Annotated in this window: 27 protein-coding genes; 11 read left to right on the top strand and 16 right to left on the bottom strand. The window is 56.9% G+C overall.

Features of this window, described 5'->3' with window-relative positions; translation table 11 throughout:
- Window positions 1-154 precede the first annotated feature (154 nt).
- A complete protein-coding gene (gene clpX / locus GS630_RS10860) occupies window positions 155-1,423 on the bottom strand; it encodes an ATP-dependent Clp protease ATP-binding subunit ClpX (protein ID WP_171177726.1) in 1,269 nt (422 codons plus the stop codon).
- Window positions 1,424-1,554: 131 nt separating this feature from the next.
- Entirely contained in the window at window positions 1,555-2,187 is a 633-nt protein-coding gene (locus GS630_RS10855; RefSeq protein ID WP_171177728.1) for an ATP-dependent Clp protease proteolytic subunit, read from the bottom strand.
- A 363-nt stretch (window positions 2,188-2,550) separates the two neighbouring features.
- Between GS630_RS10855 and GS630_RS10850 the strand changes: the two genes are divergently transcribed.
- Both GS630_RS10850 and GS630_RS10845 read left to right on the top strand, forming a co-directional pair.
- A complete protein-coding gene (locus GS630_RS10850) occupies window positions 2,551-2,892 on the top strand; it encodes a helix-turn-helix transcriptional regulator (RefSeq protein WP_171177730.1) in 342 nt (113 codons plus the stop codon).
- A 61-nt stretch (window positions 2,893-2,953) separates the two neighbouring features.
- Window positions 2,954-3,091: an entericidin A/B family lipoprotein gene (locus tag GS630_RS10845; RefSeq protein ID WP_171177732.1), complete on the top strand. Its 138-nt coding sequence runs from the start codon at window positions 2,954-2,956 to the stop codon at window positions 3,089-3,091.
- A 1,116-nt stretch (window positions 3,092-4,207) separates the two neighbouring features.
- On the opposite strand, the gene GS630_RS10840 is transcribed toward GS630_RS10845, so the two are convergent.
- The 5 genes from GS630_RS10840 to GS630_RS10820 all read right to left on the bottom strand — a co-directional run bounded on the left by GS630_RS10840 (window position 4,208) and on the right by GS630_RS10820 (window position 9,089).
- Window positions 4,208-4,657, bottom strand: coding sequence for a hypothetical protein (locus GS630_RS10840; protein ID WP_171177734.1), 450 nt, complete (start codon window positions 4,655-4,657; stop codon window positions 4,208-4,210).
- Window positions 4,658-4,764: 107 nt separating this feature from the next.
- The gene (locus GS630_RS10835) at window positions 4,765-5,085 is read right to left on the bottom strand and encodes a hypothetical protein (RefSeq protein ID WP_171619681.1); all 321 of its coding nucleotides are present in this window, start codon (window positions 5,083-5,085) and stop codon (window positions 4,765-4,767) included.
- Window positions 5,086-5,389: 304 nt separating this feature from the next.
- Window positions 5,390-6,637, bottom strand: coding sequence for an AAA family ATPase (locus GS630_RS10830; protein WP_171619679.1), 1,248 nt, complete (start codon window positions 6,635-6,637; stop codon window positions 5,390-5,392).
- Between the two features lie 3 nt (window positions 6,638-6,640).
- Window positions 6,641-8,440 (bottom strand): translation elongation factor 4, encoded by a 1,800-nt coding sequence (gene lepA / locus GS630_RS10825; protein ID WP_171619677.1) that lies wholly within the window; start codon window positions 8,438-8,440, stop codon window positions 6,641-6,643.
- 118 nt (window positions 8,441-8,558) lie between these two features.
- On the bottom strand, window positions 8,559-9,089 hold the full coding sequence (locus GS630_RS10820) for a hypothetical protein (protein WP_171619675.1): 531 nt from the start codon (window positions 9,087-9,089) through the stop codon (window positions 8,559-8,561).
- 264 nt (window positions 9,090-9,353) lie between these two features.
- Between GS630_RS10820 and GS630_RS10815 the strand changes: the two genes are divergently transcribed.
- Complete coding sequence (locus GS630_RS10815) at window positions 9,354-9,662, top strand: hypothetical protein (protein WP_171177743.1); 309 nt, start codon at window positions 9,354-9,356, stop codon at window positions 9,660-9,662.
- Window positions 9,663-9,728: 66 nt separating this feature from the next.
- Window positions 9,729-10,682 carry a LysR family transcriptional regulator gene (locus GS630_RS10810; RefSeq protein ID WP_171238185.1) on the top strand — a complete coding sequence of 318 codons (954 nt, stop codon included), beginning with the start codon at window positions 9,729-9,731 and terminating at the stop codon, window positions 10,680-10,682.
- Here GS630_RS10810 and GS630_RS10805 read toward each other — a convergent pair.
- A complete protein-coding gene (locus GS630_RS10805) occupies window positions 10,679-11,122 on the bottom strand; it encodes a low molecular weight protein-tyrosine-phosphatase (protein WP_171712013.1) in 444 nt (147 codons plus the stop codon). The genes GS630_RS10810 and GS630_RS10805 overlap by 4 nt on opposite strands.
- A 27-nt stretch (window positions 11,123-11,149) precedes the next feature.
- On the opposite strand from GS630_RS10805, the gene GS630_RS10800 reads away from it, so the two are divergent.
- Both GS630_RS10800 and GS630_RS10795 read left to right on the top strand, forming a co-directional pair.
- A complete protein-coding gene (locus GS630_RS10800) occupies window positions 11,150-11,848 on the top strand; it encodes an NAD-dependent deacylase (RefSeq protein WP_171619673.1) in 699 nt (232 codons plus the stop codon).
- A 60-nt stretch (window positions 11,849-11,908) separates the two neighbouring features.
- The gene (locus GS630_RS10795) at window positions 11,909-12,517 is read left to right on the top strand and encodes an HdeD family acid-resistance protein (protein WP_171177751.1); all 609 of its coding nucleotides are present in this window, start codon (window positions 11,909-11,911) and stop codon (window positions 12,515-12,517) included.
- A 91-nt stretch (window positions 12,518-12,608) separates the two neighbouring features.
- Here GS630_RS10795 and GS630_RS10790 read toward each other — a convergent pair whose 3' ends face one another.
- The 4 genes from GS630_RS10790 to meaB form a co-directional block, all read right to left on the bottom strand.
- A complete protein-coding gene (locus GS630_RS10790) occupies window positions 12,609-13,100 on the bottom strand; it encodes a copper chaperone PCu(A)C (RefSeq protein ID WP_171177754.1) in 492 nt (163 codons plus the stop codon).
- Between the two features lie 42 nt (window positions 13,101-13,142).
- Entirely contained in the window at window positions 13,143-13,493 is a 351-nt protein-coding gene (locus tag GS630_RS10785) for a hypothetical protein (RefSeq protein WP_171177756.1), read from the bottom strand.
- Between the two features lie 409 nt (window positions 13,494-13,902).
- Window positions 13,903-14,190, bottom strand: coding sequence for a 50S ribosomal protein L28 (gene rpmB / locus GS630_RS10780; RefSeq protein ID WP_171094054.1), 288 nt, complete (start codon window positions 14,188-14,190; stop codon window positions 13,903-13,905).
- Window positions 14,191-14,375: 185 nt separating this feature from the next.
- Window positions 14,376-15,347: a methylmalonyl Co-A mutase-associated GTPase MeaB gene (meaB, locus tag GS630_RS10775; RefSeq protein WP_171619671.1), complete on the bottom strand. Its 972-nt coding sequence runs from the start codon at window positions 15,345-15,347 to the stop codon at window positions 14,376-14,378.
- A 173-nt stretch (window positions 15,348-15,520) separates the two neighbouring features.
- Here meaB and hrpB point away from each other — a divergent pair, with 173 nt between their 5' ends.
- The 3 genes from hrpB (at window position 15,521) to GS630_RS10760 (ending at window position 20,152) form a co-directional block, all read left to right on the top strand.
- Window positions 15,521-17,974, top strand: a complete 2,454-nt coding sequence (gene hrpB / locus GS630_RS10770) for an ATP-dependent helicase HrpB (protein ID WP_171620138.1) — start codon at window positions 15,521-15,523, stop codon at window positions 17,972-17,974.
- A gap of 151 nt (window positions 17,975-18,125) precedes the next feature.
- Entirely contained in the window at window positions 18,126-18,584 is a 459-nt protein-coding gene (locus GS630_RS10765; RefSeq protein ID WP_171178093.1) for an NUDIX hydrolase, read from the top strand.
- 89 nt (window positions 18,585-18,673) lie between these two features.
- Window positions 18,674-20,152 carry an inorganic phosphate transporter gene (locus GS630_RS10760; RefSeq protein ID WP_171619669.1) on the top strand — a complete coding sequence of 493 codons (1,479 nt, stop codon included), beginning with the start codon at window positions 18,674-18,676 and terminating at the stop codon, window positions 20,150-20,152.
- 6 nt (window positions 20,153-20,158) lie between these two features.
- Here the strand turns inward: GS630_RS10760 and GS630_RS10755 are convergent, their stop codons facing one another.
- The 3 genes from GS630_RS10755 to GS630_RS10745 form a co-directional block, all read right to left on the bottom strand.
- Complete coding sequence (locus GS630_RS10755) at window positions 20,159-21,133, bottom strand: 2-dehydropantoate 2-reductase (RefSeq protein ID WP_171712011.1); 975 nt, start codon at window positions 21,131-21,133, stop codon at window positions 20,159-20,161.
- A 77-nt stretch (window positions 21,134-21,210) separates the two neighbouring features.
- A complete protein-coding gene (locus tag GS630_RS10750; protein ID WP_171177764.1) occupies window positions 21,211-22,173 on the bottom strand; it encodes a pirin family protein in 963 nt (320 codons plus the stop codon).
- 120 nt (window positions 22,174-22,293) lie between these two features.
- Window positions 22,294-23,127, bottom strand: coding sequence for a phytanoyl-CoA dioxygenase family protein (locus GS630_RS10745; protein ID WP_171619665.1), 834 nt, complete (start codon window positions 23,125-23,127; stop codon window positions 22,294-22,296).
- Window positions 23,128-23,337: 210 nt separating this feature from the next.
- Here GS630_RS10745 and GS630_RS10740 point away from each other — a divergent pair, with 210 nt between their 5' ends.
- Window positions 23,338-23,826: a twin-arginine translocation pathway signal gene (locus GS630_RS10740; RefSeq protein ID WP_171177768.1), complete on the top strand. Its 489-nt coding sequence runs from the start codon at window positions 23,338-23,340 to the stop codon at window positions 23,824-23,826.
- An 18-nt stretch (window positions 23,827-23,844) separates the two neighbouring features.
- Window positions 23,845-24,429: a ferric reductase-like transmembrane domain-containing protein gene (locus tag GS630_RS10735; protein ID WP_245222996.1), complete on the top strand. Its 585-nt coding sequence runs from the start codon at window positions 23,845-23,847 to the stop codon at window positions 24,427-24,429.
- On the opposite strand, the gene argF is transcribed toward GS630_RS10735, so the two are convergent.
- Window positions 24,426-25,352 carry an ornithine carbamoyltransferase gene (gene argF / locus GS630_RS10730; protein ID WP_171177780.1) on the bottom strand — a complete coding sequence of 309 codons (927 nt, stop codon included), beginning with the start codon at window positions 25,350-25,352 and terminating at the stop codon, window positions 24,426-24,428. The genes GS630_RS10735 and argF overlap by 4 nt on opposite strands.
- Window positions 25,353-25,382: the final 30 nt, after the last annotated feature.

Raw genomic sequence — 25,382 nt, 5'->3', positions numbered from 1 at the left:
CTCCCTCTTTGTTGTTGGCAATCCGCAAACCGCCATGCCCATCGCAGGACCCCTGCGTTCATTTGGCCTGACTTTTTTCCAAGAAAATCAACTGCGGCGGCGGGGGCAAAGCCCCCAACCGCATTGTCAAAAACAATAGCCGCGACAGGGCAGCTTACCCAGCAGAAGCTGATTCAGGAGCCGCATCCGCATAGATGAACAAAGGTTGAGACTCGGACGCGACGGCCTCTTCGTTCACCACAACTTCGCTGACATTCTTCATGCCGGGCAATTCGAACATGGTATCCAGCAGAATGTCTTCCAGGATCGACCGCAGTCCCCGTGCACCGGTTTTGCGCTCGATGGCCTTCTTGGCAATCGCTTTCAATGCGTCATCGGTAAAGTCGAGTTCGACGTCTTCCAGCTCGAACAGGCGCTGATACTGCTTGACCAAAGCGTTCTTGGGTTTTGTCAAAATAGTGACCAGAGCATCTTCGTCGAGATCCTCCAGCGTTGCCAGAACTGGCAAACGCCCAACAAATTCTGGGATCAGACCAAATTTAAGCAGATCCTCGGGCTCCAAATCCTTGAAAATCTCGCCAACGCCACGATCATCATTGTCGCGCACATCGGCTCCGAAACCCATGGCCGAGCCTTTGCCACGCTGCGCGATGATCTTATCCAGGCCCGCAAACGCGCCGCCGCAGATGAACAGGATATTGGTGGTATCCACTTGCAGGAATTCCTGCTGAGGATGCTTGCGCCCTCCTTGCGGCGGAACGCTGGCCACGGTGCCTTCCATCAGCTTCAGCAGCGCTTGCTGCACGCCCTCGCCCGACACGTCGCGCGTGATCGATGGGTTTTCGGACTTGCGCGTGATCTTGTCGACCTCGTCAATATAGACGATGCCGCGCTGCGCGCGCTCAACGTTGTACTCACTGGCTTGAAGGAGCTTGAGGATGATGTTTTCGACATCTTCGCCCACATAGCCAGCTTCGGTCAACGTCGTTGCGTCAGCCATGGTGAACGGAACATCCAGGATGCGGGCCAGTGTTTGAGCCAGCAGAGTCTTGCCGCAACCGGTGGGACCGATCAGCAAAATATTCGACTTCGCCAGTTCAATATCGCTGCCAGCTTTCTGAGCATGATTCAAACGTTTGTAGTGGTTGTGAACCGCCACCGACAAAACACGCTTGGCTGTGGCCTGACCGATCACGTAATCGTCGAGAACCTCGCAAATATCCTTTGGCGTTGGAACGCCATCAGACGACTTCAGCCCGCTGGCCTTGGTCTCTTCGCGGATGATGTCCATGCACAGCTCGACACATTCATCACAGATGAATACGGTCGGGCCTGCGATCAGTTTTCGCACCTCGTGCTGGCTTTTCCCGCAGAAACTGCAGTAGAGCGTGTTCTTACCGTCGCCGCCTGAATTCGTCGCCATGATCTACCTTTCGGGCCTCGTCCCTGCACCCCGTCAGGGATGCGCTTACGCCTGTTTGTGCAGCTTAGGCCAGCACTCTGGCGGCTACAATCTCAAAATGAACCCCGCGCCCAAGGCGCGGAGTGTCGGTCTCAGGCCTCATCTGTGTCCATTTTTGCACGGTTTTCGACGATTTCGTCGATGTGGCCCCAGTCTTTCGCCTCTTCCGGGCTCATGAAATTGTCACGGTCCAGCGCTTTTTCAACCGCCTTTTTGGTCTGCCCGGTATGACGCACGTAAATGTCATACAGGCGATCCTTCAGCTTTTGCGTCTCGGCTGCGTGAATCATGATGTCGCTGGCTTGGCCTTGGTAGCCACCGCTGGGTTGGTGAACCATGATACGGCTGTTGGGCAAGGAGAAACGCATTCCCTTCTCGCCACCAGCCAACAAAACCGACCCCATCGACGCCGCCTGACCGATCACCAATGTGGAACATTTCGGCTTGATGTACTGCATTGTATCGTAAATAGACAAACCGCTTGTTACTACACCACCAGGCGAGTTGATGTAGATCGAGATTTCCTTGTTCGGATTCTCGGCCTCAAGGTGCAACAGCTGCGCGACGACCAAATGGCTCATTCCATCATGAATCGGGCCGTTGATGAAGATGATCCGCTCTTTCAGCAGACGTGAGAAAATATCGTAAGCGCGTTCGCCCCGGCTGGTCTGCTCGACGACCATGGGAACGAGCGTATTCATGTAGGTATCTACGGGATCGAACATTCGGAACCTGCCTGCTTTGCTATGGATCGGGACACTACCCCAACAAGTATTACCCAAGTCTTAGTGTTGGCTCGGGGGGGCTGCAAGGGGGGGCAAGCGAGAACGATGAAGGAATGTAGGATGACACCAATTCCGCACAGCTCGACCCGTTGTTCGCGATCCGGAATACTTTTGAGCCACCGCCTAAACCACACAGCCTTAGTATACGGGGAAAAGCGGCGAGGGTTCCCCTTTCACTCATCACGGTATTTTGATTTATACATATGGAACAAAATGCACGAAACATGTAGTTGAGTGAACGGCGTAGTTGCGCTGTAATATGATAACGTTACCCATTGACGGGGTTAGCAAGGAACTAGAACGATGGCACTTCCACAGTTGTCCCAGGACATGCCCCAAGAAGACATGTATCGCATGGTAGAAAACGCCGCGCTTGCATCTAATTTTCTAAAGGCAATTAGTCACGAAGGACGCCTGATGATTTTGTGCCATCTGGTATCTGGTGAGAAGTCCGTCACAGAACTGGAAGGGCTTTTGTCCGCGCGGCAAGCCGCCGTATCCCAGCAGTTGTCGCGTTTGCGCCTTGAAGGATTGGTCGTACCTCGGCGGGAAGGCAAAGCAATCTACTATCGTTTGGCAGACGATCGTCCACGTCGGATTCTTGAAGTTGTCTACGAGCTATTCTGCGACAGAGACGCCTCCTAACTACTGGTCTGGTCAGTAGAAAGCTGCTACCGAAAATTTATCGAGCACCAAGGAGACGACTATGATCCGTGTATTTCTGATTGGCCTGAGCCTGTTTGCCCTGACCGCCTGCGAAACTGCAAAAGGCGCTGGCAAAGACATCGAAAAAGCCGGGGATGCCATCCAGAACGCTGCAACAGACGTGCAGGAAAACCTGTAAGCGTTTCTGACCCTGATCACCAAGCATCGGCATTTCAAGAAAGACGGGCTCCGGTGTCACTATCAAGCATCCGCGCTTGGACGCTTGGCCCTACGACTTGATCACAAGCCAAATACCGGGGCTCTTTTGTTCGCGCAAAAGAGCCCCGTTCCCGTTCAGAAGAGGGGTGAGTGGTAGCCTGTATGAAACCGTGATCCGGCAAAGGAAAAGGCGTCAGGTGCGCAGACGCGGTCTTTGCATGTACCCTTTCGGATACGCCTGACGCCTTACCGGGTCGGCGCGCCCCGAGGGACGTTCCGATCCTTTTGCCTCAGCCCCACAGGGGGCTTTGGCGATTGCTGCGAACCCATAGGGAAACACAGCATGCATCGGTAAACCAAGAGGATGATCAACTGACGTGGGCGGGTTGCCCGCAATCACCTGACCTCAACGGTAAGTCTTTGAAGTTCAGAGAAAATCCCAAGACCCTCTCAATCGCTCCAACCCTCCGGCCCTTTGCGTACCGCCTTTGGCTCCGAGGATCCTGGGCGGTGTCAGGACTTTGGCATTCCGGCCGGCTTCGGACAAGAAAATAGCACTGCAGCATGAAAAATTGACGGGGATAAAATGTTGATATCCGCAGGGACATTTCTGTGGATAATCCGAGAAAGCGCGGCACTGCGCAGGGTTGATGGAGCATTTGCCAATACGGGTAGAAACCGCCCTTTTTCCGCGCAATGCTGCAAGCGCGAACGCCAACATGCACTCTGCCGGGCGAAAAACACCGGGTTTGACAAGTTCTCTGCGCCTCAAACTATCGAATCGCGCACTCAGACGCGAGAGAAACACACTATCGCATGAACTGGGACCGGATGGCGCGTAAGTCACCGCACGCAACGCCGCGCTAAAGGTCCGCGAGGTCCAGATGCCCATGGGTCGAGGAACACCGCATTCTGACCCAAAACCAACTGAACCCTGTCGCGGGCAATGTGCGCCACCCGGCCCACCTCCCCTGGTGGAGACAATGGTTGCTTTACTGAGAAGCGGCCCGGCCCGGCTGGCTAACCTACACCTCCGCCGCGCAGACAATCGGGCGGCGGTCCATACCCCCTACTGTCCGACCGGGCCGGAACCGCTTCAGTTCACCTGACGTTCCAGAACGGTGCTGTAGGTCGTTCCATTCCGCAGGCTACGGAAATCCGCATAGATCTTGCCATCCTCATACCGCGCATCGATCAGCGCATTGGCTCCGATCACCAGCGGTGAGGTTTCAACGATGCCAATAGACCCCGAGCCATCGAGACTTATGGTGCCGGTGGCCTCGTACTCATTCCATTCTGTATCGCCATCACGGCGCCACTTGCTGGGCCCCCAGAAGACATTGTCTTCCTGCATCTGGACGTCGAGCATCCATTCGGCCTGATTGAACCGGGGTTGATCGCCCTTGTAGTAGTGGCTGGGTTGGACGGTCGTGTAAGACCCCAGCCACGTGCCGCGCAGGTCGGGCGTGGTATCGGCCAGAGCGGCCGTTCCAAGGGTGAGTGTCGTGGCCAAAGCGGCTGCTCCGGCAGTCATGTATCTGGTCATGGGCTCTCTCCTTTTCGTCTGGTCAACAGATTGGGAGGGCGCTCACAGGTTACAACTTACCTAAGGGAAACTTCATGATTGGTTCACCGGGAGCTTAGAATGGGGCATCAGGCCCAGGCCAGAGCTGTCCCAACAATGACCAGCGCGATACCGACCCCCTCGCGATAGGAAAAGTTCTCGCCGAACAGGAAATACGAAGCGATGGCGATCAGAACAACCTCGGCCCCCAGAATGCCGGTATAGATGATGCCCAACCGTTCATTGCGCAGCGCGGCGAGTTCCAGAGTTGCGGCGGCCAGCAATGTGGCGACGATCAGAAGGGTCAGGCCAACACCGGGGATTTTCCACCAGAACTTCATCGAGATCATGGCCACGGAATAGAGACCCGCCGCCCCGAGGGCGATGATGGGGATCATGGATGTGGACATTTCGGCCTCCTGCAGACGGTTCCGTAGGGTCAAGTGTAGCAGGGGGATGGGGTTGGGGCTGTGAGGTGGGTCACAGTGTGGGTGATGGGTTGAAAACGCATCCTACGTAGGGTGGGTTTTACCCCCCCCAATTTACCCGTAGAGCGGGCTTTCAAAACCTTTCGATCAAAAGAGCTGAGGGCCGCGCCGGCCCGAGGGGAGGCGCAAACGCGTCGCCCCACGGGGGCGGGTGGGTTTAGCGGCGCATTACGTATTCGTCGATCGACACTAACTAAGCCAATTCGAATCTAGTTCGAACGGTTTGCTATAAATCCTCAAGAGACTTAACAACTTTACCGTTGGAAATCTCCAGCATCGCTCTGATAGCCATTCGAACTTTGGGGCTACTCAACCTATAAGCCTCGTCATTTGGCAGTTTCTTCAGCAAAGGCTTATCGCCTTTTGCCAAACGGGATAGTTCACCAGAGACGTTCAAAGTTACTCCTTTAGTGGAGGCTGGAAAAAGCTCTCGTATCGAAGCTTCGATCTCACGGTAAGTAAAACTCTCTTTTTCAATAATCCCGCACGCATAGATACACTGGTTTCTACGCGCCGCTTTTGTTTCCCTTGAGTTCAACCGGCTTGATACCATCGTGCAATAGGAGCGGATTGAATTCCTTGCCCACTTCGCGATAGCGCGGTTCAACACCAGTTGATCAATTGTATTATTTTTCTTTCTCGCCTCTTTTGCAATTCTCAGGCCTAGCTCCTGAAGCTCAAGCGCGATACGATCAGTAATCTTTAAAAGCCGATCATAAAAGACTTCTTTTTTTCCTGATATCTGCAAGCGAAGAAGGTCTTCTAGTCCCAGCCTCATCAGAACTTTGGCTTCATCTACGGACATTCTCTCAACCTCAGGGATTTCCTTTAGTCTAGACGAAATTGTCTGAATATTTCCGCTCTTTGCTAGAATTTCATCAATTCCAGCTGGGGTGCCGACAAGCACGATCTTAACACCGTATTCAGCGTAAATCGGATCATCCAGCAAAATGATGCAATTTGAGACTTGTTTGCAGAGCTCTTCGCTAGAAGCAATTTGTTCGAAATTATCAAAAACTACGACTGCTCGCTTCCACCTTCCCGCCTTCTTCCGAATGTAGGCCAGCACCCGTTCAAAAGGTTCTTTTCTTCCTCGCACGTACTTCCAAGTACCTTTGAAGTCGGCGCCTACACCGCTGGGTTTCATGCCTGCAGAAGTCGACTTTTCGTATTCTGTTTTTTCAAGCTCTTCCCTTCTATCGAGCTTGTCCTCAAACGCCGCTGCAAGAGATCCGAAAGCCGAAGCTTGGACTAGGTTAATCACTTCATAGTATACATCAGCTGACTCAAAAACGTTCTTGTATAGCCAAGATTTTCCATTGCCGCTTTCACCGAAAATGACCAAGTGCTGACTCTCAGTCAAACCATCGGAAAGCTCTTCTTCAAGATCGGGTCTTGGAACATACAACCTTGGATTGACGTTGGCCGAACGAGGAGTAAAAACATCGTCGGGATTTAAATTAAATAGTGCCACTTACTAACTGTCCATCTTCAACGCTGAAATAAACGCCTCCTGCGGGATATCGACCTTCCCGAACTGACGCATCTTCTTCTTACCCGCCTTCTGCTTGTCCAGCAGTTTGCGCTTCCGCGTGGCGTCGCCTCCGTAACACTTCGCGGTCACGTCCTTGCGCAGGGCCGAGAGGGTCTCGCGGGCGATGACTTTGCCTCCGATGGCGGCCTGGATCGGGATTTTGAACATGTGGCGCGGGATCAGGTCCTTGAGCTTTTCGCACATCGCCCGGCCCCGCATCTCGGCCCGGTCGCGGTGAACCATGGTCGACAGCGCGTCGACCGGTTCGTCATTCACCAGCACCGACATCTTGACCAGATTGTCCTCGGTATAGCCGGTCATCTGGTAGTCGAACGAGGCATAGCCTTTGGTCACTGATTTCAGGCGGTCGTAGAAGTCGAAGACGACCTCGTTCAGCGGCAGGTCATAGACGACCATGGCGCGGCTACCGGCATAGGTCAGGTCCAGCTGGATGCCGCGGCGATCCTGGCAGAGTTTCAGTACGTCACCCAGATACTCGTCGGGCACCAGAATAGTCGCCTTAATACGCGGTTCCTCGATATGGTCGACCTTGGACGGGTCGGGCATGTCGGCGGGGTTGTGCAGCTCGATCATCTCACCGTCTTTCATGTAGACGTGATAGATCACCGACGGCGCGGTGGTGATGAGCTCGATATCATATTCGCGTTCGATGCGGTCGCGGATGACCTCAAGGTGCAGAAGCCCCAGGAAGCCGCAGCGGAAGCCAAAGCCCAGCGCGGCCGAGGTTTCCATTTCAAAGCTGAAGCTGGCGTCGTTCAGCGCCAGCTTGTCGATCGCATCCCGCAGGTCTTCGAATTCGGCCGAGTCCACAGGAAACAGGCCACAGAACACCACCGGCTGCGCGGGTTTGAAGCCGTCCAGCGCGTCCTCAGTCCCGTTACGGTCATTGGTGATCGTGTCACCCACTCGGGTGTCGCGGACCTGTTTGATGGATGCGGTCAGAAAACCGATCTCACCGGGGCCGAGGCTGTCGACCATCTCCATCTCGGGACGGAAAACGCCGACGCGGTCGACATGGTGCAGCGTGTTGTTCGACATGAACTTGACCCGCATCCCCTTTTTCAGCGTGCCGTCCATGATGCGGACCAGAACGATGACGCCCAGATAAGCGTCGTACCACGAATCCACCAGCATCGCCTTGAGTGGCGCATCCAAGTTGCCCTGCGGTGCGGGCAGCTGTTTCACAATGGCTTCCAGCGTTTCGTGGATGCCCTGCCCCGTCTTGGCGCTGACCTGAATGGCATCAGTCGCGTCGATGCCGATCACATCCTCGATCTGTTCGGCCACACGGTCACAGTCGGAGGCAGGCAGGTCGATCTTGTTGAGCACCGGCACGATCTCATGATCGGCATCGATGGCTTGGTACACATTCGCCAAAGTCTGCGCCTCGACTCCTTGGGTCGAGTCCACAACCAGCAAAGAGCCTTCGACCGCGCGCATGGACCGGCTGACCTCATAAGCAAAGTCCACGTGACCGGGCGTGTCGATCAGGTTCAGAACGTAATGCTCACCATCATCCGCCGTATAGTCGATGCGGACCGTGTTGGCCTTGATGGTGATGCCACGCTCGCGCTCGATATCCATGCTGTCGAGCAGCTGTTCCTTCATGTCGCGATCCTTGACCGTTCCGGTCTCTTGGATGAGCCGGTCAGCAAGGGTGGATTTGCCATGGTCGATATGCGCGACGATGGAGAAATTGCGGATATGAGCGAGGTCTGTCATGGGTTGGGGATATGTAGAGGAATCGTGGGTTGGTCAAGGTGGATTGAGTGCGCCGACGATACTATACAACGTCCTTCGACTTGTTCACCTCGGCAAGCCGTTTGACAATTGCTTGAGCCTACGATGAATTCCCGCAATCTGAAGCCAGCTTATAGTCCCGCTCTCGATCAAGAACGCCACGCCAATCAGCTTTCAAAATTAGGTCCCTAAGCAAAGGAACATGGCAAGTTCGATCCCGAGCATAGAAGTGGCGCCGGTTAATCACGAGGATTGGGAATGGTGTTTCATCCCCCTCAAACTCCGCCGTCAATACGGTTAGAAAATTGTCTTCATCATTACTTTGAAAGTCGCTTTCGACAAATCCGAGCGCCCTTACGATTTCTTCATCGAGAGCCTCAAAAAAATGGTCGGTAAAAATTACCATAAGGTCAAAATCAGAAAGTTGTTTTGAAGGATAGTTGAAGTCGATCTTCTGATTGAAATCCCCGCCGGTTACTTCAGTGGCGAGTTGACCGGAGATGCCTGAAATGAGCACTCTGACAGGTCTATCCAGGTCGTCTGATCGATCTTGAGCAGTGCTTTGCTCTGCCATGCCGAACACAAACATCAAAGTCGCGATTAAGTATAGTCCTGTTGTTTTTAGTTTCATTAAAACTTCCGCGTTCATAAACTTGAGTGTTGGAACAACCGTATAGCCAATAGTCCAGCAATCAAGCTATGTCGCGATGGGTGCGGGTTACACTCTTTCAGATGAATGCCGAGTTGAAGCCCGCCCTGCGGGCTAGGCGTTTCCGACTCGTGCAATCACTTTTTTGCAACGTACGATTGATCCGTTAACCACTTTGATTCATACTCCCGCTCAGACTGAGAGGGGCACAAGATCCCTCAGGGCAGGCAAAAACGAGGCATGAGCATGAAACAGTTCCTCTTAATCGCTTTCTGTGCCGCAACGATGACGGCCATCGCTCCGCAGGTTGAGGCCGCGCAGATCAAGCGCGCCTGCCTGGCGTCGGATCGGGCGGCGGCCACACGTGATCGGTGCAGCTGCATTCAGCGCGTGGCAGATCAGGCACTGACGCGCAGTGACCAGAAGACCGTCTCGAAGTGGTTCGAAGACCCCCATCAGGCGCAAGAGCTGAAAATGTCGCGCACGGCGCGTGATGATGCGCTGTGGGATCGGTATCAAAACTTCGGCCAGATGGCGCAGGCGATCTGCAGCTAACGCACCGCAAATCCTTGACCTGATCCACGCTGCGCCTCAGAAAAGGCGCAGCGAAAGGGATGTGCGATGGTGATGAAAGGGCTGACCCTGCGGGGCCTTGAGGTGTTCGAGGCTTTGGCGCGGACGGGATCGGTAGCGCAGGCCGCCGAGATCACCGGGCTCAGCCAGCCGTCCGTATCCCAGCAACTGCGCAATTTGGAAAAGGCGCTAGGCACCGATCTGGTTGATCACGGGCGGCGGCCTATGCGGCTGACCCAGGCCGGGCGCAGCTTTCTGGCGCGGGCCGAGGCTGTGCTGGCCGAATTGCAGGTGGCCCAAAGCGAGCTTTCGGTCATGGAGTTGGGTCATCTGACCACGCTTTCCATCGGGTTGATCGACGATTTCGACAATGATCTGACTCCACGGTTGGCCACATTGCTGGCCGATAGCCTGACCCGTTCGAAATTCAAACTGATCACCTTGTCGAGCCTCGATCTGTTTGAAGCTTTGGCCGAGCAGCGCCTCCACATGGCGATCACCGCCCATAGCGGTGAGGCGCTGGAAGGCGTGATCGAGTATCCTTTGGTCCGCGATCCGTTCATTCTGGTGGCCCCAAAGGGTTCGGGCGCGGTCGAGGCCGTGCAAGAGAGCTTGCCGTTTCTGCGTTACGCGCGCGAGCAACTGATCAGCCGCCAGATCGAAGCGCATATGGCGCGCGACGGGAAAGAGTTCGAGGAACGGTTCGAGATCGGCTCACACATGGCTTTGATGGCCATGGTCGCGCGGGGTTTGGGTTGGGCAATCACGACGCCGCTGGGCTTCATGCGCGCGGCACGCTTCCATGACGGGTTGGAGGCGCACCCTGCCCCGTTTGGAGATTTCTCTCGCACGATCTCGCTTTTGGCCCGCACCGATTGGTCGGATCAGGTCCCGCAGGAGGTCGCAGGTATGACACGTCGGCTGATGCAAAACCAGATCATCGAACCGGCCCTTAACAAACTGCCCTGGCTGAACGGTCAGTTGAAGGTGATCGGCGGCTAGCGCTCCAGATGAGCGGCCAAGCCGGCTACTGCTGTTTCGATCAGATCCAGCACACCATCGAAATCCCGCGTATAATAGGGGTCAGGCACATGATCAGACTGGGTTTCATGGGCAAAGTCGGTCAGCAGGCGCACAGGCGTGGCGTTGCCCGTAGGACGCAGATCCTCAATATCCGCGATGTTGTTGGCATCCATGCCAATGATCAGATCGAACCGATCAAAGTCGGCGGCTGTAAACTGTCGGGCACGCAGGTCGCTAAGGTCAAATCCTCTGGCTTTTGCGGCGGCCTGCATGGGGCCGTAAGGCGGGTTGCCTGCGTGCCAACCCATGGTTCCGGCACTGTCGGTTGCGTGATGCGGCGCGCGATCGCGAAAGACGCCTTCGGCCGCAGGGGACCGGCAGATGTTGCCCAAACAGACAAAGAGGATACGGTGTGACATATGCAAGCTGTACCGTGTGGAGAGGACATGGAAAAGATTGTCATTCTGACCGGAGCCGGAATTTCCGCTGAAAGTGGGCTAGGTACCTTTCGCGATGAGGGCGGATTGTGGGCCAAGCACCGGATCGAGGATGTGGCCACGCCCGAAGGCTTTGCCCGCAATCCGGCCTTGGTTCAGGGATTTTACAATGCCCGTCGCGTTCAGGCGGCTGGCGTGAAACCCAATGCCGCCCACAAAGCACTGGCCCGGCTTCAATGCGACTGGCCCGGTGAAGTGGTGATTGTCACTCAGAACGTCGACAGCCTGCACGAAGCCGGTGGTGCACGGAATGTCATTCACATGCACGGCACCTTGGCCGGCGCGTTGTGTTCGAACTGTGGGCACCGCTGGACTGCCCCGCCCGAGATGGCGGTCGCAGAACCCTGCCCCTCCTGCAACCGGCCAACAGCCCGTCCTGATGTAGTCTGGTTCGGAGAAATGCCTTACCACATGAATGCGATTTACGACCATCTGGCCAGCGCGTCGCTCTTTGCGGCTATTGGCACATCGGGTCAGGTCTATCCAGCAGCAGCCTTTGTGCACGAGGCACAAGCGGCAGGCGCGCAAACCGTCGAGATTAATCTGGAGCCAACGCTTGGGGCCTCGGGGTTTGACACATATATCCTTGGCAAGGCGTCAGAGACGGTGCCTAACTGGGTTGAGCAATTGCTGGCACGACCCTCATAAGATGCAGACAACACTATATTTTTTGCTTAGATTGCGCCCGAAACGATTGGAGGATCAGCCATGGCCGACCAAGAACCCAAAACCGGCGAAATCCTGGAGGATGGCAGCATGGCCCAGCGCGACTTGCTGGGCGAGCAGCTATCCAATCTCTGGTGGACCTTTTTACTGCGTGGAGCGTTGGCGGGGATTGTTGGCATTGCTGCGCTGTTCTGGCCCTCTGGCAGCATCGCCGTGCTGTTGCAACTGGTCGGAGTACTATTGATCCTGGATGGCGGCCTGACTCTTTTGGGGGTTGGACGCCGTGGTGTTTTAGGAGGTGCCGCGATCGGCGCGCTAGTGATCGGTCTGATCCTGCTGATCTGGCCGGAAGGCACGGTCAAGCTTGCCTTTTTCCTGTTGGGTGCATGGGCGCTTATCATCGGGATCGGTTCACTGGCCGCCGCTCAGCAGATGCACCAGCGAGACCCGCAACGCGGATCAATGCGGGTTTCGGGCTTTGTTGCCCTGGTTGTCGGGCTGGTTCTGATGATCTGGCCAGCGGTGGCATTGGTGGCGCTTGGGTGGGGTATCGCCTTTTCGGCGCTTGCAATCGCTGCTGTCATGTTCTGGCTGGCCTCCCGGTTCCGAAAAGCGGGTGATCGGGTCGGACTAAAGACCGTGAATAAATAAAAGCCACCCCCCTCAACAAACGCACTCAGGCCGGGCAATGCCCGGCCTGATGCATGGAAAAGGTGCAACGTGGCGCAAAGACAGGCGCGCTTTAATCCGTGCTCTCTCCGTGAGATCCGTGACCGCCATGACCACCTTTGTCTTGACGTTCCAGATCAACGGGTATCTCGATCGCGACCTCGCCGGCATTCTCGAAAATCAGAGTGACGGGCACCATTGCGTCTTGCTCGAAAGGCGCTGTCAGGCCCATGAACATCACATGAGCCCCGCCGCGTTTCAGCATGTAGGTTTCGCCAGCGGGAATGACAAAGCCTTCTTCCACATGCACCATCTTGGCCACGCCGTTATCGTCGACCTCGTGTGTATGCAGCTCAACACGGGCCGCGGCGTCCGAAGTTGCGCCGATCAGGCGGTCATCTGCGACGCCCTGATTCTCGATCATCATGAAAGCGGCACCAGCCTTGGCCGTTTTGCCCGAAGAGCGGGCATAAGCGTCATCCACCTTGATGGTGCCATCGGCCAGAGCGGGAACGGCCAGCGTGACTGCGGCCAAGGTTGCAAGCAGTTTGGATTTGAGGGACATCGCGCCTCTCCTTGTTGTTCAAAACTTTAGAAAAGATGGGTTTCAAACAACAGAAGGCGGCGCGCGGGCCGGAGCGCGCGGCACCGGCAATGCGATCTGGTTGCCCACATCTCGCAATGGCGCGGGTTGCGCAAGTTCCGGCGCTGCGGGCAATGTGGGATGGGTCGCGGCAATTGCCCCCATGAGGGACAGCGCGTAATCCGGGCAATAGTGCGGTGGCGCAATAGGTTGCCCACTTTCATCCATGTAGACAACGACCGGGCCATTTCCGGTGCACAATACCATCTGGCCAACAGCACTATTCATGCCGCGCGACATGGCAAGACCCTGCCCGGTCAGCACCAGAAGCAGGGATAAAACAAACGGCAGAATACTGGCGGTCTTAGGTCTCATCCTGACCTTGGTATAGGTCAGCGTGCAAAGGCGCTTCAAGCGCTAAAGGGTCGCGCTTGAAGCGGTTCTCAGTAGTCCACCCCAGGTCGTTTCACTTCGCTTGCAGTAAAGCTGGTGTGCGACCGGTTCACTTTGCGCTGTATCTGCGCGCAGGCTGCAATTGCCTTGCGGAGCACAGCGGCCAGAAACAGAAAAATGTAGAAACTTTTTAACGACATATTCGGGCCCCCGCCTGATGAATGACCTAACGTTAAGTCAGATTCGAATCTCTGTATGTGAAGAAATTCACCAATCGAGAAAAATTATTTCGAATTCGGGAACAATGCGAATTGCCGCCATATAGCCACAGAGCAAAAAAGCCCCGCACCAAAAGGGTACGGGGCCTTGAATTACGTAAGAGAATAAAGGCTTAGGCCGAGGCTTGCGCCTTGGCGATTTCCTTTTTCACTTTCAGAGCGTTTGCCGACAGCTCTTCGTCCTTGGCTTTAGCCAGGAACGCGTCCAGACCACCGCGGTGGTCTACCGAGCGCAGCGCAGCTGCCGAGATGCGCAGTTTAACACCGCGACCCAGGGTCTCGGACTGCAGGGTGACGTCGTTCAGGTTCGGCAGGAAACGACGTTTGGTTTTGTTGTTGGCGTGGCTGACATTGTTGCCAGTCATCGGGCCTTTTCCGGTCAGTTCGCAACGGCGCGACATGGTTTCTTCCTTTGTTTCTGGAGGCCGGGCTTCAGACCCTTGGCCAAATCACAAGGGGCGCAACCCGAAGTCGCGCCCGAAAACTGGTTGGATGCGTGTAGTGGGAATCGCCGGGAGGGTCAAGACAGGCCGCGCGAAATCTTTTATTTTGCACAGCCCGTAGGCTCCCCAACCAAACCCGACCATCAGGTCAGTGCACCGAGCAGTTCCTCTGCCGCTTTTGCCGGGTTCAAATGCCCGGCTGAGACTTCGGCGTTCAGACGCTCCATCTCGGCCTTGGCCTGCGGTGTGTCGAGGCGCGCAAGAAGAGCGTGACGCACCTCTTGGTCGAACCAATACCGTGCTTGCGCCGCGCGATTGGCTTCCCAAATGCCATTGTCCCGACGCCATTGGGTCAAGGATTGCATTTCGTCCCACGCCTGCTCCAGCCCATGTTCTTCAACCGCTGATACGGTCATGGCCTTGGGAAAACCCTCGGGATCTTGCGGACGTTTACGCAGCAATCGCAACGCGCCCGCATAGTCCGCGCAGGTGCGTGTGGCAGTGGCCCTCAGGTCGCCATCAGCCTTATTGATCAGGATGATGTCGGCCATCTCCATTATGCCGCGTTTCACACCCTGCAATTCGTCTCCGCCCGCAGGGGCCAACAACAGCAGGAACAGATCCGACAGCTCGGAAACAACCGTCTCCGACTGCCCCACACCGACCGTTTCGATGAGCACCACATCATAACCCGCCGCCTCGCACAGGGCGATGGCCTCACGGGTACGACGGGCTACGCCGCCAAGGTGGCTTTGGCTGGGAGAAGGCCGGATAAAGGCATTTTTTTCCCGACTCAGGCGTTCCATCCGGGTTTTGTCGCCCAGAATCGAACCACCCGAACGTGCCGAGCTCGGATCGACCGCCAAAACAGCCACGCGCAGTCCTTGCCCAGTCAGCATCATGCCGAAGCTTTCAATAAAGGTGGACTTGCCAACCCCGGGCGTCCCCGACAAACCGATCCGCAACGCCTGACGTCCCGATCCCGCAAGCTGAGTTAAAAGCTCGCTGGCTTGCGCCCGATGATCAGCACGATTGCTTTCGACAAGAGTGATGGCACGCGCCAGCGCACGACGCTCGCCGTTCAATATCCTGTCACTTAAACTGTCTGTCTGCATGCTTGTTCCGTTCCCTGAGGCAGGAATAGTTGCCGTGGTCGGGGGGTATTTGTCCAGACCGAAGAGCACGGGAATTGCGCGCAAAACAAATCCTGCGGCATTTCGTTCATGGCCTGCAGCTTGTGCAAGTGCGGGAACTGGACGCCGCCAGCACGATGGCGGATAAGGTGCACATGACCAATCGCCTGCCAATAGATGACGCCGTTCCCGCCTTGCTGAATGCCTTGCGTGCCCGTGGACGCGCAGTGCTGCAGGCACCGCCAGGCGCAGGCAAGACCACGCGGGTGCCGTTGGCGATGCTCGAGGCCGATCTGTGCGACGGCAAGATCGTGATGCTGGAACCCCGAAGGCTGGCTGCGCGGGCAGCGGCAGAGCGGATGACCGAAACTCTGGGAGAGCGCGCGGGGCAGACCGTGGGCTACCGTGTACGTGGCGATGCGAAAGTGTCCAAGGACACGCGGATCGAGGTCGTCACCGAAGGCATCCTGACCCGAATGCTGCAATCAGACCCTGACCTGCCCGGTATCAGCGCGGTGATTTTCGACGAATTCCACGAACGCTCTTTGAACGCTGATCTGGGGCTTGCGCTGTGCCTCGAGGTGGCAGGTGCGCTGCGGGATGACCTAATCCTGCTGGCCATGTCTGCCACCTTGGATGCCGAGCCCGTTGGCCAATTGATGGACGCCCCGCTGATCACGTCCGAGGGGCGCAGCTTTCCTGTCAAGACCCGCTGGCTGGATCGCCCCTTGGGGCTACAAGCACGTCGTTTGGATGCGCTGGTAGAACTGGTGGTACAGGCCGAACGTGAAACGCGCGCCACAGGAGGTGGTCTTTTGGTGTTCCTGCCCGGTGAAGGCGAAATCCGGCGGGCCGAGGCCGCCTTGAAAGCCAGACTATCTGAAGCCTGTGCCGTGTATCCATTGTTCGGGGCAATGCCCTTTGCCGCCCAGCGCGCAGCGATTGCCCCCGCTAAAAGCGGGCGCAAAGTGGTGCTGGCGACGTCGATTGCCGAAACCTCTTTGACCATCCCAGATATCCGCGTGGTCGTGGATATGGGGCAAGCGCGGCGGGCACGGTTTGATCCGGGCTCGGGCATGTCGAGGTTGGTCACAGAACGCGTGACGCGGGCCGAAGCGACGCAACGCGCGGGTCGCGCGGGCCGTGTGGCCGAAGGCGTGTGTTATAGGCTGTGGTCAAAAGGTGAAGAAGGCGCGCTGGCCGCCTACCCGCCCGCCGAGATCGAGGCAGCTGACTTGACCGGACTGGCGTTGGAACTGGCGTTGTGGGGCGCGGACGCCAATGATCTGGCCTTTTTGACACCGCCGCCCGACGGAACACTGGCCGAGGCACGGGCATTGCTGACGATGCTTGGCGCACTGGACGATAAGGGGCGGATCACTGATCACGGGCGAGCCTTGGCCGCGTTACCTCTGCACCCCCGGCTGGGTCACATGTTGGAAAGCGCAGGTTCGCAAGCTGCGCCATTGGCGGCACTTATGGCTGAACGTGACCCCTTGCGCGGCGCCCCGGTCGATATCGCGCTACGGCAAGAGGCGTTGCGCGACGTGCGTGCGTTTCAGCGTAACCGCGTATGGCAGGTGAATATGGGCGCCATAGACCGTATCCAGGCCGAAACCAAAAGACTGCGGGCGCAGGCCAAGAACGGGTCCGAGCGCCTGAGCCCTGCGGCCATGGTCGCCCTGGCCTACCCTGATCGCGTCGGACAGCGGCGCAAAGGAGAAGCACCGCGCTATGTGCTGTCGGGCGGCAAGGGCGTTGTTCTGGACAATGGTGACACGCTGGCGGGCGCGCCTTACTTGGTTGTGAACGATACGGATGGCAACCCGCGCGAAGCAAAGGTACGCATGGCCACGCAGATCTCGGAACAAGAGATCCGGGATTTGTTTTGCGATCAAATCGCCTGGGTTGAAAGTTGCACGTGGTCGAAACGCGAACGCCGGGTTGTGTCACGACGACAGGAACGGTTCGGTGCGATCACCTTGGATGATCGTATCTGGAAGGAAGTCCCGGATGAAGATGTCGCGCGGGCCATGCTGGACGGGGTCCGCGACCTAGGGCTGCGACTGGACGGTGCCGCCGGTCGACTGGCAGCCCGGGTCGAACTGGTGCGCGCAGACGGGACCGACCTGCCCGATTTCTCGGTCGAAGGCCTGATGGCCGACTTGGAGGATTGGCTGCTGCCGATGCTCTCAGGCGTCAAAAGCGCGGAAGATTGGAAGCGCTTCGACCTCTTACCCGCCCTGCGCGCCCGTTTGGATTGGGCACAGACGCAAGAACTGGACCGCCGTGCACCGGGATCGTTTGAAACACCGCTAGGACGCAAGGTGCCGATTGACTACAGTGCAGCGGTGCCAGAAATCTCGGTCCGGTTGCAGGAATTGTTCGGCGTTTCGAGTCACCCGGTTGTCGGGGGCGCGCCGCTGAAAATTACCCTTCTGTCACCTGCGCAACGTCCGATCCAGATCACCCGCGATCTACCCGGATTCTGGGCTGGCTCTTACGCGGACGTGCGCAAGGATATGCGGGCCCAGTATCCAAAACACCCGTGGCCGGAAGACCCAACACAAGCCGACCCAACGCTGAGGGCAAAGCGCAGACGCGGCTAAGGCAAGATCGACCGGGGCTGAAACAGTGTTCAGCCACTCGAACCGAAAACCGCTCACGAATACGGAAAATCTGAAGATTTAATTGAAATTCAACATTTCCACTGTTACGTCCCTTCAGTTCCGATGACAGGATATGGTTGATACGCTGCGGATGGGTTCAAAACTGCGAAATATCTGGGAAGAGGTTGGTCGGCCTTTGTTCCTGCGCCCCAGACGGGTGCAGTTCGCGGCTTTGTGCACCCGAAAACACAAAGGGCAGAATGAGGTTCTGTTGATCACCAGTCGGGATACCGGGCGCTGGATCATTCCAAAGGGCTGGCCGATTGACGGTCTGGACGGGGCCGAAACGGCGCTGCAGGAGGCTTGGGAAGAGGCCGGAGTGCGGGCGGACAAGGTGGACAAGAAACCCATCGGTCACTTTACTTACGACAAAATCCTCAAGGACGGGTCGACGCAACCGGTGCTGACCAATGTATACCGGATTGTGGTGCGCAAGCTGGTCGAAGACTTCCCCGAAGCCCATCAGCGGACACGAAAGTGGTTTTCACCGGCCGAAGCTGCCACGCAGGTGCAGGAACCTGAACTACAGTCGCTGCTGCGTCAAATGTAACAACTTCGCAACAAATTGATGACATGCGGCTTGTCCTTGCAGCATCGAAACGTTAGCTGCGGGCCGTCTTTGAAAAACTGATCAAGCCCATGTCTGACACAAACCCCAAGCCGCGCTGGCAGGCGCTGGACAGTGACCTGCATCGCATTTCTCGCGTTGAAAATGCCAACATACACGTTTCCCGTCCTTTGTTGGCACCGGGAATCGCGTTGGCGTTCATGGTCGTTGCAGGACTGACAGCGGCCGTTCTGTTTGGTCAGGCCGATGGCAGCTACATCGTGGTCGCCGCTGCCGCTTTTGGGGCCTATATGGCGATCAACATTGGCGCAAATGATGTGGCCAACAACATGGGTCCAGCCGTTGGTGCAAACGCACTGACTATGGGCGGGGCCATCTTGATCGCGGCCATCGCCGAAAGCGCAGGTGCGTTGCTGGCAGGTGGTGATGTGGTTTCGACCATTTCCAAAGGGATCATTGATCCTGCGTCTGTTCAGAACAGCAACGTTTTCATCTGGGCGATGATGGCAGCACTGATTTCGTCGGCCATGTGGGTCAATCTGGCAACTTGGGTCGGCGCGCCTGTGTCGACTACGCACTCGGTTGTCGGAGGCGTCATGGGGGCCGGGATTGCAGCAGCGGGGCTAAGTGCAGTCAGTTGGGGCACGATGAGCGCAATTGCGGCCAGTTGGGTGATCTCGCCTGTACTGGGTGGTTTGATTTCCGCCGGTTTTCTGGCGCTGATCCAGACCAAGATTCAATATCAGAATGATAAGATCGCGGCGGCCCGCAAATGGGTGCCCATCCTTGTGGCAGTGATGGCAGGGGCCTTTGCCACTTATCTTGCCGTAAAGGGGCTTAAACGCATCGTTAAAATCGAACTTGAGATGGCGCTGCTAATCGGGTTGGCCGCAGGTCTGCTGGCCTGGTCCGCCACCATCCCATGGGTGCGACGCAAGTCCGAAGGGCTTGAAAACCGAACGCGGTCACTGAAAGCTCTGTTTGGCTTGCCGCTGGTCATCTCGGCCACGTTCCTGAGTTTCGCACATGGCGCAAATGACGTGGCCAATGCGGTTGGCCCTCTGGCCGCGATTGTGCACGCGGCAGAATTCGGGGATTTCGCGTCGAAGGTCTCAATTCCGCTTTGGGTAATGATTATCGGCGCGTTTGGGATTTCCTTTGGTCTGTTCTTATTTGGCCCCAAACTGATCCGGATGGTCGGTAGCCAGATCACCAAGCTGAACCCTATGCGGGCTTTCTGTGTCGCCCTTTCGGCGGCGATCACCGTGATCGTGGCCAGTTGGCTGGGGCTGCCTGTCAGCTCGACCCATATCGCAGTTGGCGCAGTTTTTGGTGTGGGCTTTTTCCGCGAGTGGGACTCCGAACGGCGACGTAAACGCGCCAACCTGCTGCGTGCAACAGGGCATAATCTGGCACCCGAAGAGTACCGCCGTCGTAAACTGGTGCGGCGCTCGCATTTTATGACCATCGTAGCGGCCTGGGTCATCACCGTACCTGCTGCCGCGACCATGTCAGCCATAATCTTTTGGATGCTAACTGCTTTCGCCTAAGGGGTCTTACAACCTGATCTGATCCGGGGTCAGCGGGTGATCAGGCGCGTGTTTGATCAGGTCGGACACTTGTATGCAGATGGGCGTCGGCACCCCGGTTTCATGGCCCAACCGTATTATGTGGCCTTGCAAACTGTCGATTTCCGTTTGTCGTTCAGCCATCAGATCATAGGCCATAGACGTCCGGGCACTGGGATCAATCGTCAGCATCCGGGCGGCGACGCGGGTAAACAGCGGAGTCGGCAGCCGCAGGATATGCGGGGTCATCCAAACCGGAAGCGGCGTGGTCGATGCCACTGGGTGCCCCGCCGCCTTGAGAACCAAAAGCGCCTCGGCCATCTGATCCGCAACAAGTAAACGCCAGTCGCGGCTTTTCAGTTGATCCACGATCGTCAAACCCGACAGCGCATTCAGCGCGTTGTTCAGATTGATCAACAGTTTGCCCCATTGCACGGCCTCGATCTGATCACTCGCCAAAACAGGCAGATCCGGGCTGCTGAGACGCTCGGCCAGATCTCCGGGCCCATTTTCGATGACGACTTCGCCCGAGGTGGCCCGGTGATAGGTAGTAGGTCCACTAGGCACCACGTTAAAGGGCACCATTCCGGCACGGACATCTCGCCCCTGCAAGGCAGCACGCAAGGTCTTAGCGTTTTCGATCCCGTTCTGCCAGGACAGAATCGGCGCGTCCGACGGTGCCTCAGCAGCGATCTGTTCGGCCATATCCGCAGTGGCACCCGATTTGACAGTGACGATGACCAATTCTGCATGAGCCAAACAAGTTGGATCTTGGCTGAGGTCTGGGGAATTGGCTGGTGCTGTGTAATTAAGCCCATCGAAATCCGTAACCGTCAGCCCGTGTTGGCGGATCGGGTCAAGCACAAGGGCGCGGCCCAGCAGGGTGACGGAATGGCCCGCTCGAGCCAGTAATGCTCCGCAATAACAACCAATGCTGCCCGCACCTGCAATTACGAGTTTCATAATGCCCCCTCAGAAATACCTGAAAGGATCACCGCAAACGACCTGTTACACAACCCCGCCGCTTTTCGGGGCACTTGTCAACGTGCCAACCGAGGTTTGGTCCGTTCAAGCTCTTCAGAAATAGGGATAAACTCCTGATCGTCACCCGGTGGCAAATGGAACGCACCATTGGCCCAATCGGCGCTTTTCCACTCACGCGTTGCGGTTTCGATCTTTTCTTTCGAAGAGGAAACGAAGTTCCACCAGATATACCGGTCCTCGTTCAGCGTCGCGCCGCCCAGCAGCATCAGCCGCGCACCCAAGGGGCCCGCTTTGACCGACAGCTTGTCGCCGGGGCGGAAAACCATCATACGGCCTTCGTCAAACGTGTCGCCTGCGATCTCGACCGAGCCTTGAGTGACATAAACGCCGCGATCCTCTTGATCATCGGGCAGCGGGAACGAGGCACCGGGTTCAAGCTGCACGTCCAGATAGAAGGTTTCGGACAACATAGTCACCGGACTGGTTTCGCCATAGGCCGAGCCCAGAATCAACCGGGCGCTAGCACCCGCGTCCTGAAGATGCGGCAGCGCGGCCTGTTTATGATGTTCGAAATCAGGGGCCATATCCTCATGCGCTTCGGGCAAGGCGATCCACGTCTGGATTCCAAAAAGACTATGCTTTTTACCACGCGTTTCGTCGCTTGTGCGTTCGGAATGTGTAACACCTCGCCCCGCGACCATCCAATTGACCTCACCCGGATAGATCATCTGGTGGGTGCCAAGGCTGTCGCGGTGCTCAAACTCGCCCTGATACAGATAGGTCACTGTGCCCAGTCCGATATGCGGATGGGGGCGCACGTCAATACCGCCTTCGGTGATGAATTCGGCCGGACCCATCTGATCGAAAAAGATGAACGGGCCAACCAATTGTCGTTTCACTGAAGGCAATGCGCGGCGCACTTCGAACCCGCCCAGATCGCGGGCACGCGGGATGATCAGCGTGTCCAGCGCCGGGTTTTCCGAGACGCAATCAGGATTATGGGTCGGATTCCAACTCATTTCAGCACTCCCTTGGTTGCAGATGGCAAAGCCATCCATCGTTCGCTCAAACAAGAGATAGACGCTTATTCCGCCCAATAAAGTGCGCAAACGCACAGATTGGGTGCATTGCCCCCCCGCTTAGCGGGGCCATAAGCGGGGGAAAAAGGGGCCGTCGATCTTATCGCCTTCGCCATAACCCGCGGCTTCGAACTGCGCGCGCTCGTCTTCGGCCCAGTCGCCGCGGTATCGGATGACTCCATCTGGTGCAGTCATGCGAAGGGTGAAACGGCGGACCGTTTCCGACGGGGTCGTCGCGGATAGCCCGCCATGTAACGTTCGCATATCGAAAAAGATGCAGTCCCCAAGCTCCAGATCCCATTGCAACAGGTCATACGCTTCGGGGTCCGCGTTTACATCAGGTGGCGGGTGATAGGTTTGCCCGGCAACTTCAGTCGGTTCATAACTCGGATGCCCATCAGCAAAGCGCACCCGCATGAAAAGCTTGTTCCAGAGGTGTGATCCCTTGACGAAGGCGATACCGTTTTCCTTCGTCACCTGCTCCAGCGGCAGCCACAGCACGCACATTGTGCCCTCAAAATCGAAGTAGGACAGATCCTGATGAAAAGGTGGGCGCGAGGTTGATCCCGCTTCGCGCAAGAACCAGTTGTCCATGACAAGATTGACAGACGGAGCCCCAAGCAGTTCAGCAGCAAGTGGTGCACAGGGAGAGTGATGAACGAATTCGGTAAATTGGGGAATTTTGTTCCAGGCCCAGTAATCCTCGAAATAGCCGGGAGCGCTTGGGTCCTTGGTATGGCGTGTGAAATTGTCGGTCGGATTTTCAAGGTCGGCGTCGATGCCTTCGCGCAATAACGACAACCAGTCGTGCGAAAACTTTGACCGAAGGACAACAGCACCGTTGCGCCGGAAGGCAGCTATGTCCTCGGCTGAGACTTTATCCACTTGTGTCATGGCACGACCTTTCGTTTCAGACACGATGAATACAAACATCGCACCTTGTAAAACGAAACGTCAAAGAGATTCGGTGCCGCTGCCCCTGTCCGTCTCACAGAACCGTGAGAGTAGGATTTTATGATCCGGTGCGCCTCGGAATCCATCGGAACCATGCTATCTTGAGTATCGTTGTCGGACCGAAAAGGGTCGCGGATTGGAGGTTTCTCAATGGCTGACGCTTTGCTCTCCCGTCGTTCACTGATTACCCAAGCTGCCGCTGTTGTGGCAACTGGGGCCTCGGGGCTTTTGTTACCAGCACGTGCGAGCGGGCTTGCACCAACGCCATCGATGCGGGGCGGATCGAACAATTACCGTCCCGGAGCACCTATCGTGAACCAGATCGGTGGCGGTGGGTTCTGGATGACCGGCACAGTGCGGCGTGCAGGCGATGGAGCCCCCCTGCCCGGCCAACGCATTCAGATCTGGGCGCACACGACCGAGGGGCACGAGCGCGATCCGCACAGCCATGGCGCGACGTTGACGGATGCGAAGGGTGAGTTTCGGCTGGAGATGCCGCAGATCGTGCCCGCCTTCGGTCAACCTCACGGGCATTTGGCCTATGACAGCGGGGAGTTCGAGACCGTTTTCCTGCGCCCCGTGATGTCGAGTGCAGATGACTTGACACTAGCCGCGCATTTTGTATTGCAGCCGCTTTAAGAAGTGTTGAGGCGCAGTTTGATCTGGGTGCTGTTAAGTGCCGCGCTTGCTATCCCGATCATCGCAGCGGCCTATAGCCCTTATCTGGCGTGGCGTGATCCGATCTACATTCTCGCCGGATTTGCGGGCATTATCGGAATGTGCCTTTTGCTGCTGCAACCGCTGCTGGCCGGGCGCTGGTTGCCTGGACTTTCCCCTGTGTCCAGCCGCCATTGGCACAGGCGGTGTGGTCTGGCACTGATCGTGGCCATATTGATCCATGTGGGAGGTCTATGGATCACCAGCCCGCCAGACGTAGTCGACGCCTTGCTTTTTGTTTCAGCCACCCCGTTTTCGAATTGGGGTGTCATCGCGATGTGGTCAGCTTTTGCAGCGGCTCTGTTGGGTGTCATGCGCCAACGTTTGAACCTGCGGTTTCGCCTTTGGCGGCTTAGCCATACCGGTCTAGCAATGGTGACGATTATCGGCAGTGTTGTTCACGCGATGCTGATCGAGGGAACGATGGAAACCATGACCAAGACCACGTTATGCGTTCTGGTTCTATTGGCGAGCGCACGGACGCTCGCCAAGCTAAAGGTTTGGGATATCCGCCGACGAGCCTAAACGCCCAGGCACCAACGCATGACAGCTTTTTGCGCGTGCAGGCGGTTTTCGGCCTCGTCAAAAATGACCGAGTTCGGACCATCCATCACCTCGGACGTTGCCTCTTCCTCACGGTGCGCGGGCAGGCAGTGCATAAACAACGCATCTGGTTTGGCGTGTGACATAAGTTCCGTGTTGACCTGATAGGGGCGCAGCAGATTGTGGCGGCGTTCTTTGGCCGATTGGGAATCATGCATGGAAACCCAGGTGTCCGCGACCACCAGGTCCGCTCCTTCAACGGCTTTGAACGGGTCGCGTTCCACCACGATTTGCGAGCCTTTCTGGCGCGCAAAGCCCATAAACTCTTCCTCGGGATCAAATTGCGCCGGACCTGTGAATGTCAGATCGAACCCGAACTGGCCCGCCGCGTGCAGGAACGACGCGCAGACGTTATTCCCATCTCCGGTCCAGACCACTTTTTTTCCTGCGATGGGGCCGCGATGTTCTTCGAACGTCAGCACGTCGGCCATGATCTGGCAGGGATGGGTCCGGTCGGTCAGGCCGTTGATCACCGGTACATCCGAATATTCCGCCATCTCAGTCAGGATGGTTTCATCAAAGGTCCGGATCATGATCATGTCGACATAGCGGGACAGGACGCGCGCGGTATCGGCAATTGTCTCGCCATGCCCCAGCTGCATGTCTTTACCCGAAAGTACCATGGTCTGTCCGCCCATCTGGCGCACACCCACGTCAAAGGACACGCGCGTCCGGGTTGAAGGCTTTTCAAAGATCAGCGCAACCATACGATCTTTGAGCGGTTGTGCCTCATCAAGTGCTGCCTTGGGGCGACCCAGGCGGGCCCGCTTCATTGCGCCCGCCTGATCAATCATGGCCCGCAGGTCGTTGGCGTCGGTTTTATGGATATCGAGAAAGTGGTTCATGTCGTTTCGCTTTTGGCTGAGCGGTGCGTG

It is taken from the genome of Ruegeria sp. HKCCD7303, from assembly GCF_013111185.1.
Classification (GTDB): Bacteria; Pseudomonadota; Alphaproteobacteria; order Rhodobacterales; family Rhodobacteraceae; genus Ruegeria.
Note: the sequence above shows the minus strand (reverse complement) of the source record. Positions and strands in the feature narration are given on the sequence as shown.

Excerpts from the sequence above, each read along its gene's own strand:
- GS630_RS10740 (WP_171177768.1), top strand. The coding sequence starts at position 23,338 with ATGGCTGACGCTTTGCTCTCCCGTCGTTCACTGATTACCCAAGCTGCC.
- rpmB (WP_171094054.1), bottom strand. The coding sequence starts at position 14,190 with ATGTCGCGCCGTTGCGAACTGACCGGAAAAGGCCCGATGACTGGCAAC.
- lepA (WP_171619677.1), bottom strand. The coding sequence starts at position 8,440 with ATGACAGACCTCGCTCATATCCGCAATTTCTCCATCGTCGCGCATATC.
- GS630_RS10800 (WP_171619673.1), top strand. The coding sequence starts at position 11,150 with ATGGAAAAGATTGTCATTCTGACCGGAGCCGGAATTTCCGCTGAAAGT.
- GS630_RS10765 (WP_171178093.1), top strand. The coding sequence starts at position 18,126 with ATGGGTTCAAAACTGCGAAATATCTGGGAAGAGGTTGGTCGGCCTTTG.
- GS630_RS10745 (WP_171619665.1), bottom strand. The coding sequence starts at position 23,127 with ATGACACAAGTGGATAAAGTCTCAGCCGAGGACATAGCTGCCTTCCGG.
- GS630_RS10785 (WP_171177756.1), bottom strand. The coding sequence starts at position 13,493 with ATGAGACCTAAGACCGCCAGTATTCTGCCGTTTGTTTTATCCCTGCTT.
- GS630_RS10815 (WP_171177743.1), top strand. The coding sequence starts at position 9,354 with ATGAAACAGTTCCTCTTAATCGCTTTCTGTGCCGCAACGATGACGGCC.
- meaB (WP_171619671.1), bottom strand. The coding sequence starts at position 15,347 with ATGCAGACAGACAGTTTAAGTGACAGGATATTGAACGGCGAGCGTCGT.
- GS630_RS10755 (WP_171712011.1), bottom strand. The coding sequence starts at position 21,133 with ATGAAACTCGTAATTGCAGGTGCGGGCAGCATTGGTTGTTATTGCGGA.
- GS630_RS10750 (WP_171177764.1), bottom strand. The coding sequence starts at position 22,173 with ATGAGTTGGAATCCGACCCATAATCCTGATTGCGTCTCGGAAAACCCG.
- hrpB (WP_171620138.1), top strand. The coding sequence starts at position 15,521 with ATGACCAATCGCCTGCCAATAGATGACGCCGTTCCCGCCTTGCTGAAT.
- GS630_RS10845 (WP_171177732.1), top strand. The coding sequence starts at position 2,954 with ATGATCCGTGTATTTCTGATTGGCCTGAGCCTGTTTGCCCTGACCGCC.
- clpX (WP_171177726.1), bottom strand. The coding sequence starts at position 1,423 with ATGGCGACGAATTCAGGCGGCGACGGTAAGAACACGCTCTACTGCAGT.
- GS630_RS10760 (WP_171619669.1), top strand. The coding sequence starts at position 18,674 with ATGTCTGACACAAACCCCAAGCCGCGCTGGCAGGCGCTGGACAGTGAC.
- argF (WP_171177780.1), bottom strand. The coding sequence starts at position 25,352 with ATGAACCACTTTCTCGATATCCATAAAACCGACGCCAACGACCTGCGG.
- GS630_RS10840 (WP_171177734.1), bottom strand. The coding sequence starts at position 4,657 with ATGACCAGATACATGACTGCCGGAGCAGCCGCTTTGGCCACGACACTC.
- GS630_RS10795 (WP_171177751.1), top strand. The coding sequence starts at position 11,909 with ATGGCCGACCAAGAACCCAAAACCGGCGAAATCCTGGAGGATGGCAGC.
- GS630_RS10820 (WP_171619675.1), bottom strand. The coding sequence starts at position 9,089 with ATGAAACTAAAAACAACAGGACTATACTTAATCGCGACTTTGATGTTT.
- GS630_RS10855 (WP_171177728.1), bottom strand. The coding sequence starts at position 2,187 with ATGTTCGATCCCGTAGATACCTACATGAATACGCTCGTTCCCATGGTC.
- GS630_RS10810 (WP_171238185.1), top strand. The coding sequence starts at position 9,729 with ATGGTGATGAAAGGGCTGACCCTGCGGGGCCTTGAGGTGTTCGAGGCT.
- GS630_RS10835 (WP_171619681.1), bottom strand. The coding sequence starts at position 5,085 with ATGTCCACATCCATGATCCCCATCATCGCCCTCGGGGCGGCGGGTCTC.
- GS630_RS10850 (WP_171177730.1), top strand. The coding sequence starts at position 2,551 with ATGGCACTTCCACAGTTGTCCCAGGACATGCCCCAAGAAGACATGTAT.
- GS630_RS10790 (WP_171177754.1), bottom strand. The coding sequence starts at position 13,100 with ATGTCCCTCAAATCCAAACTGCTTGCAACCTTGGCCGCAGTCACGCTG.
- GS630_RS10805 (WP_171712013.1), bottom strand. The coding sequence starts at position 11,122 with ATGTCACACCGTATCCTCTTTGTCTGTTTGGGCAACATCTGCCGGTCC.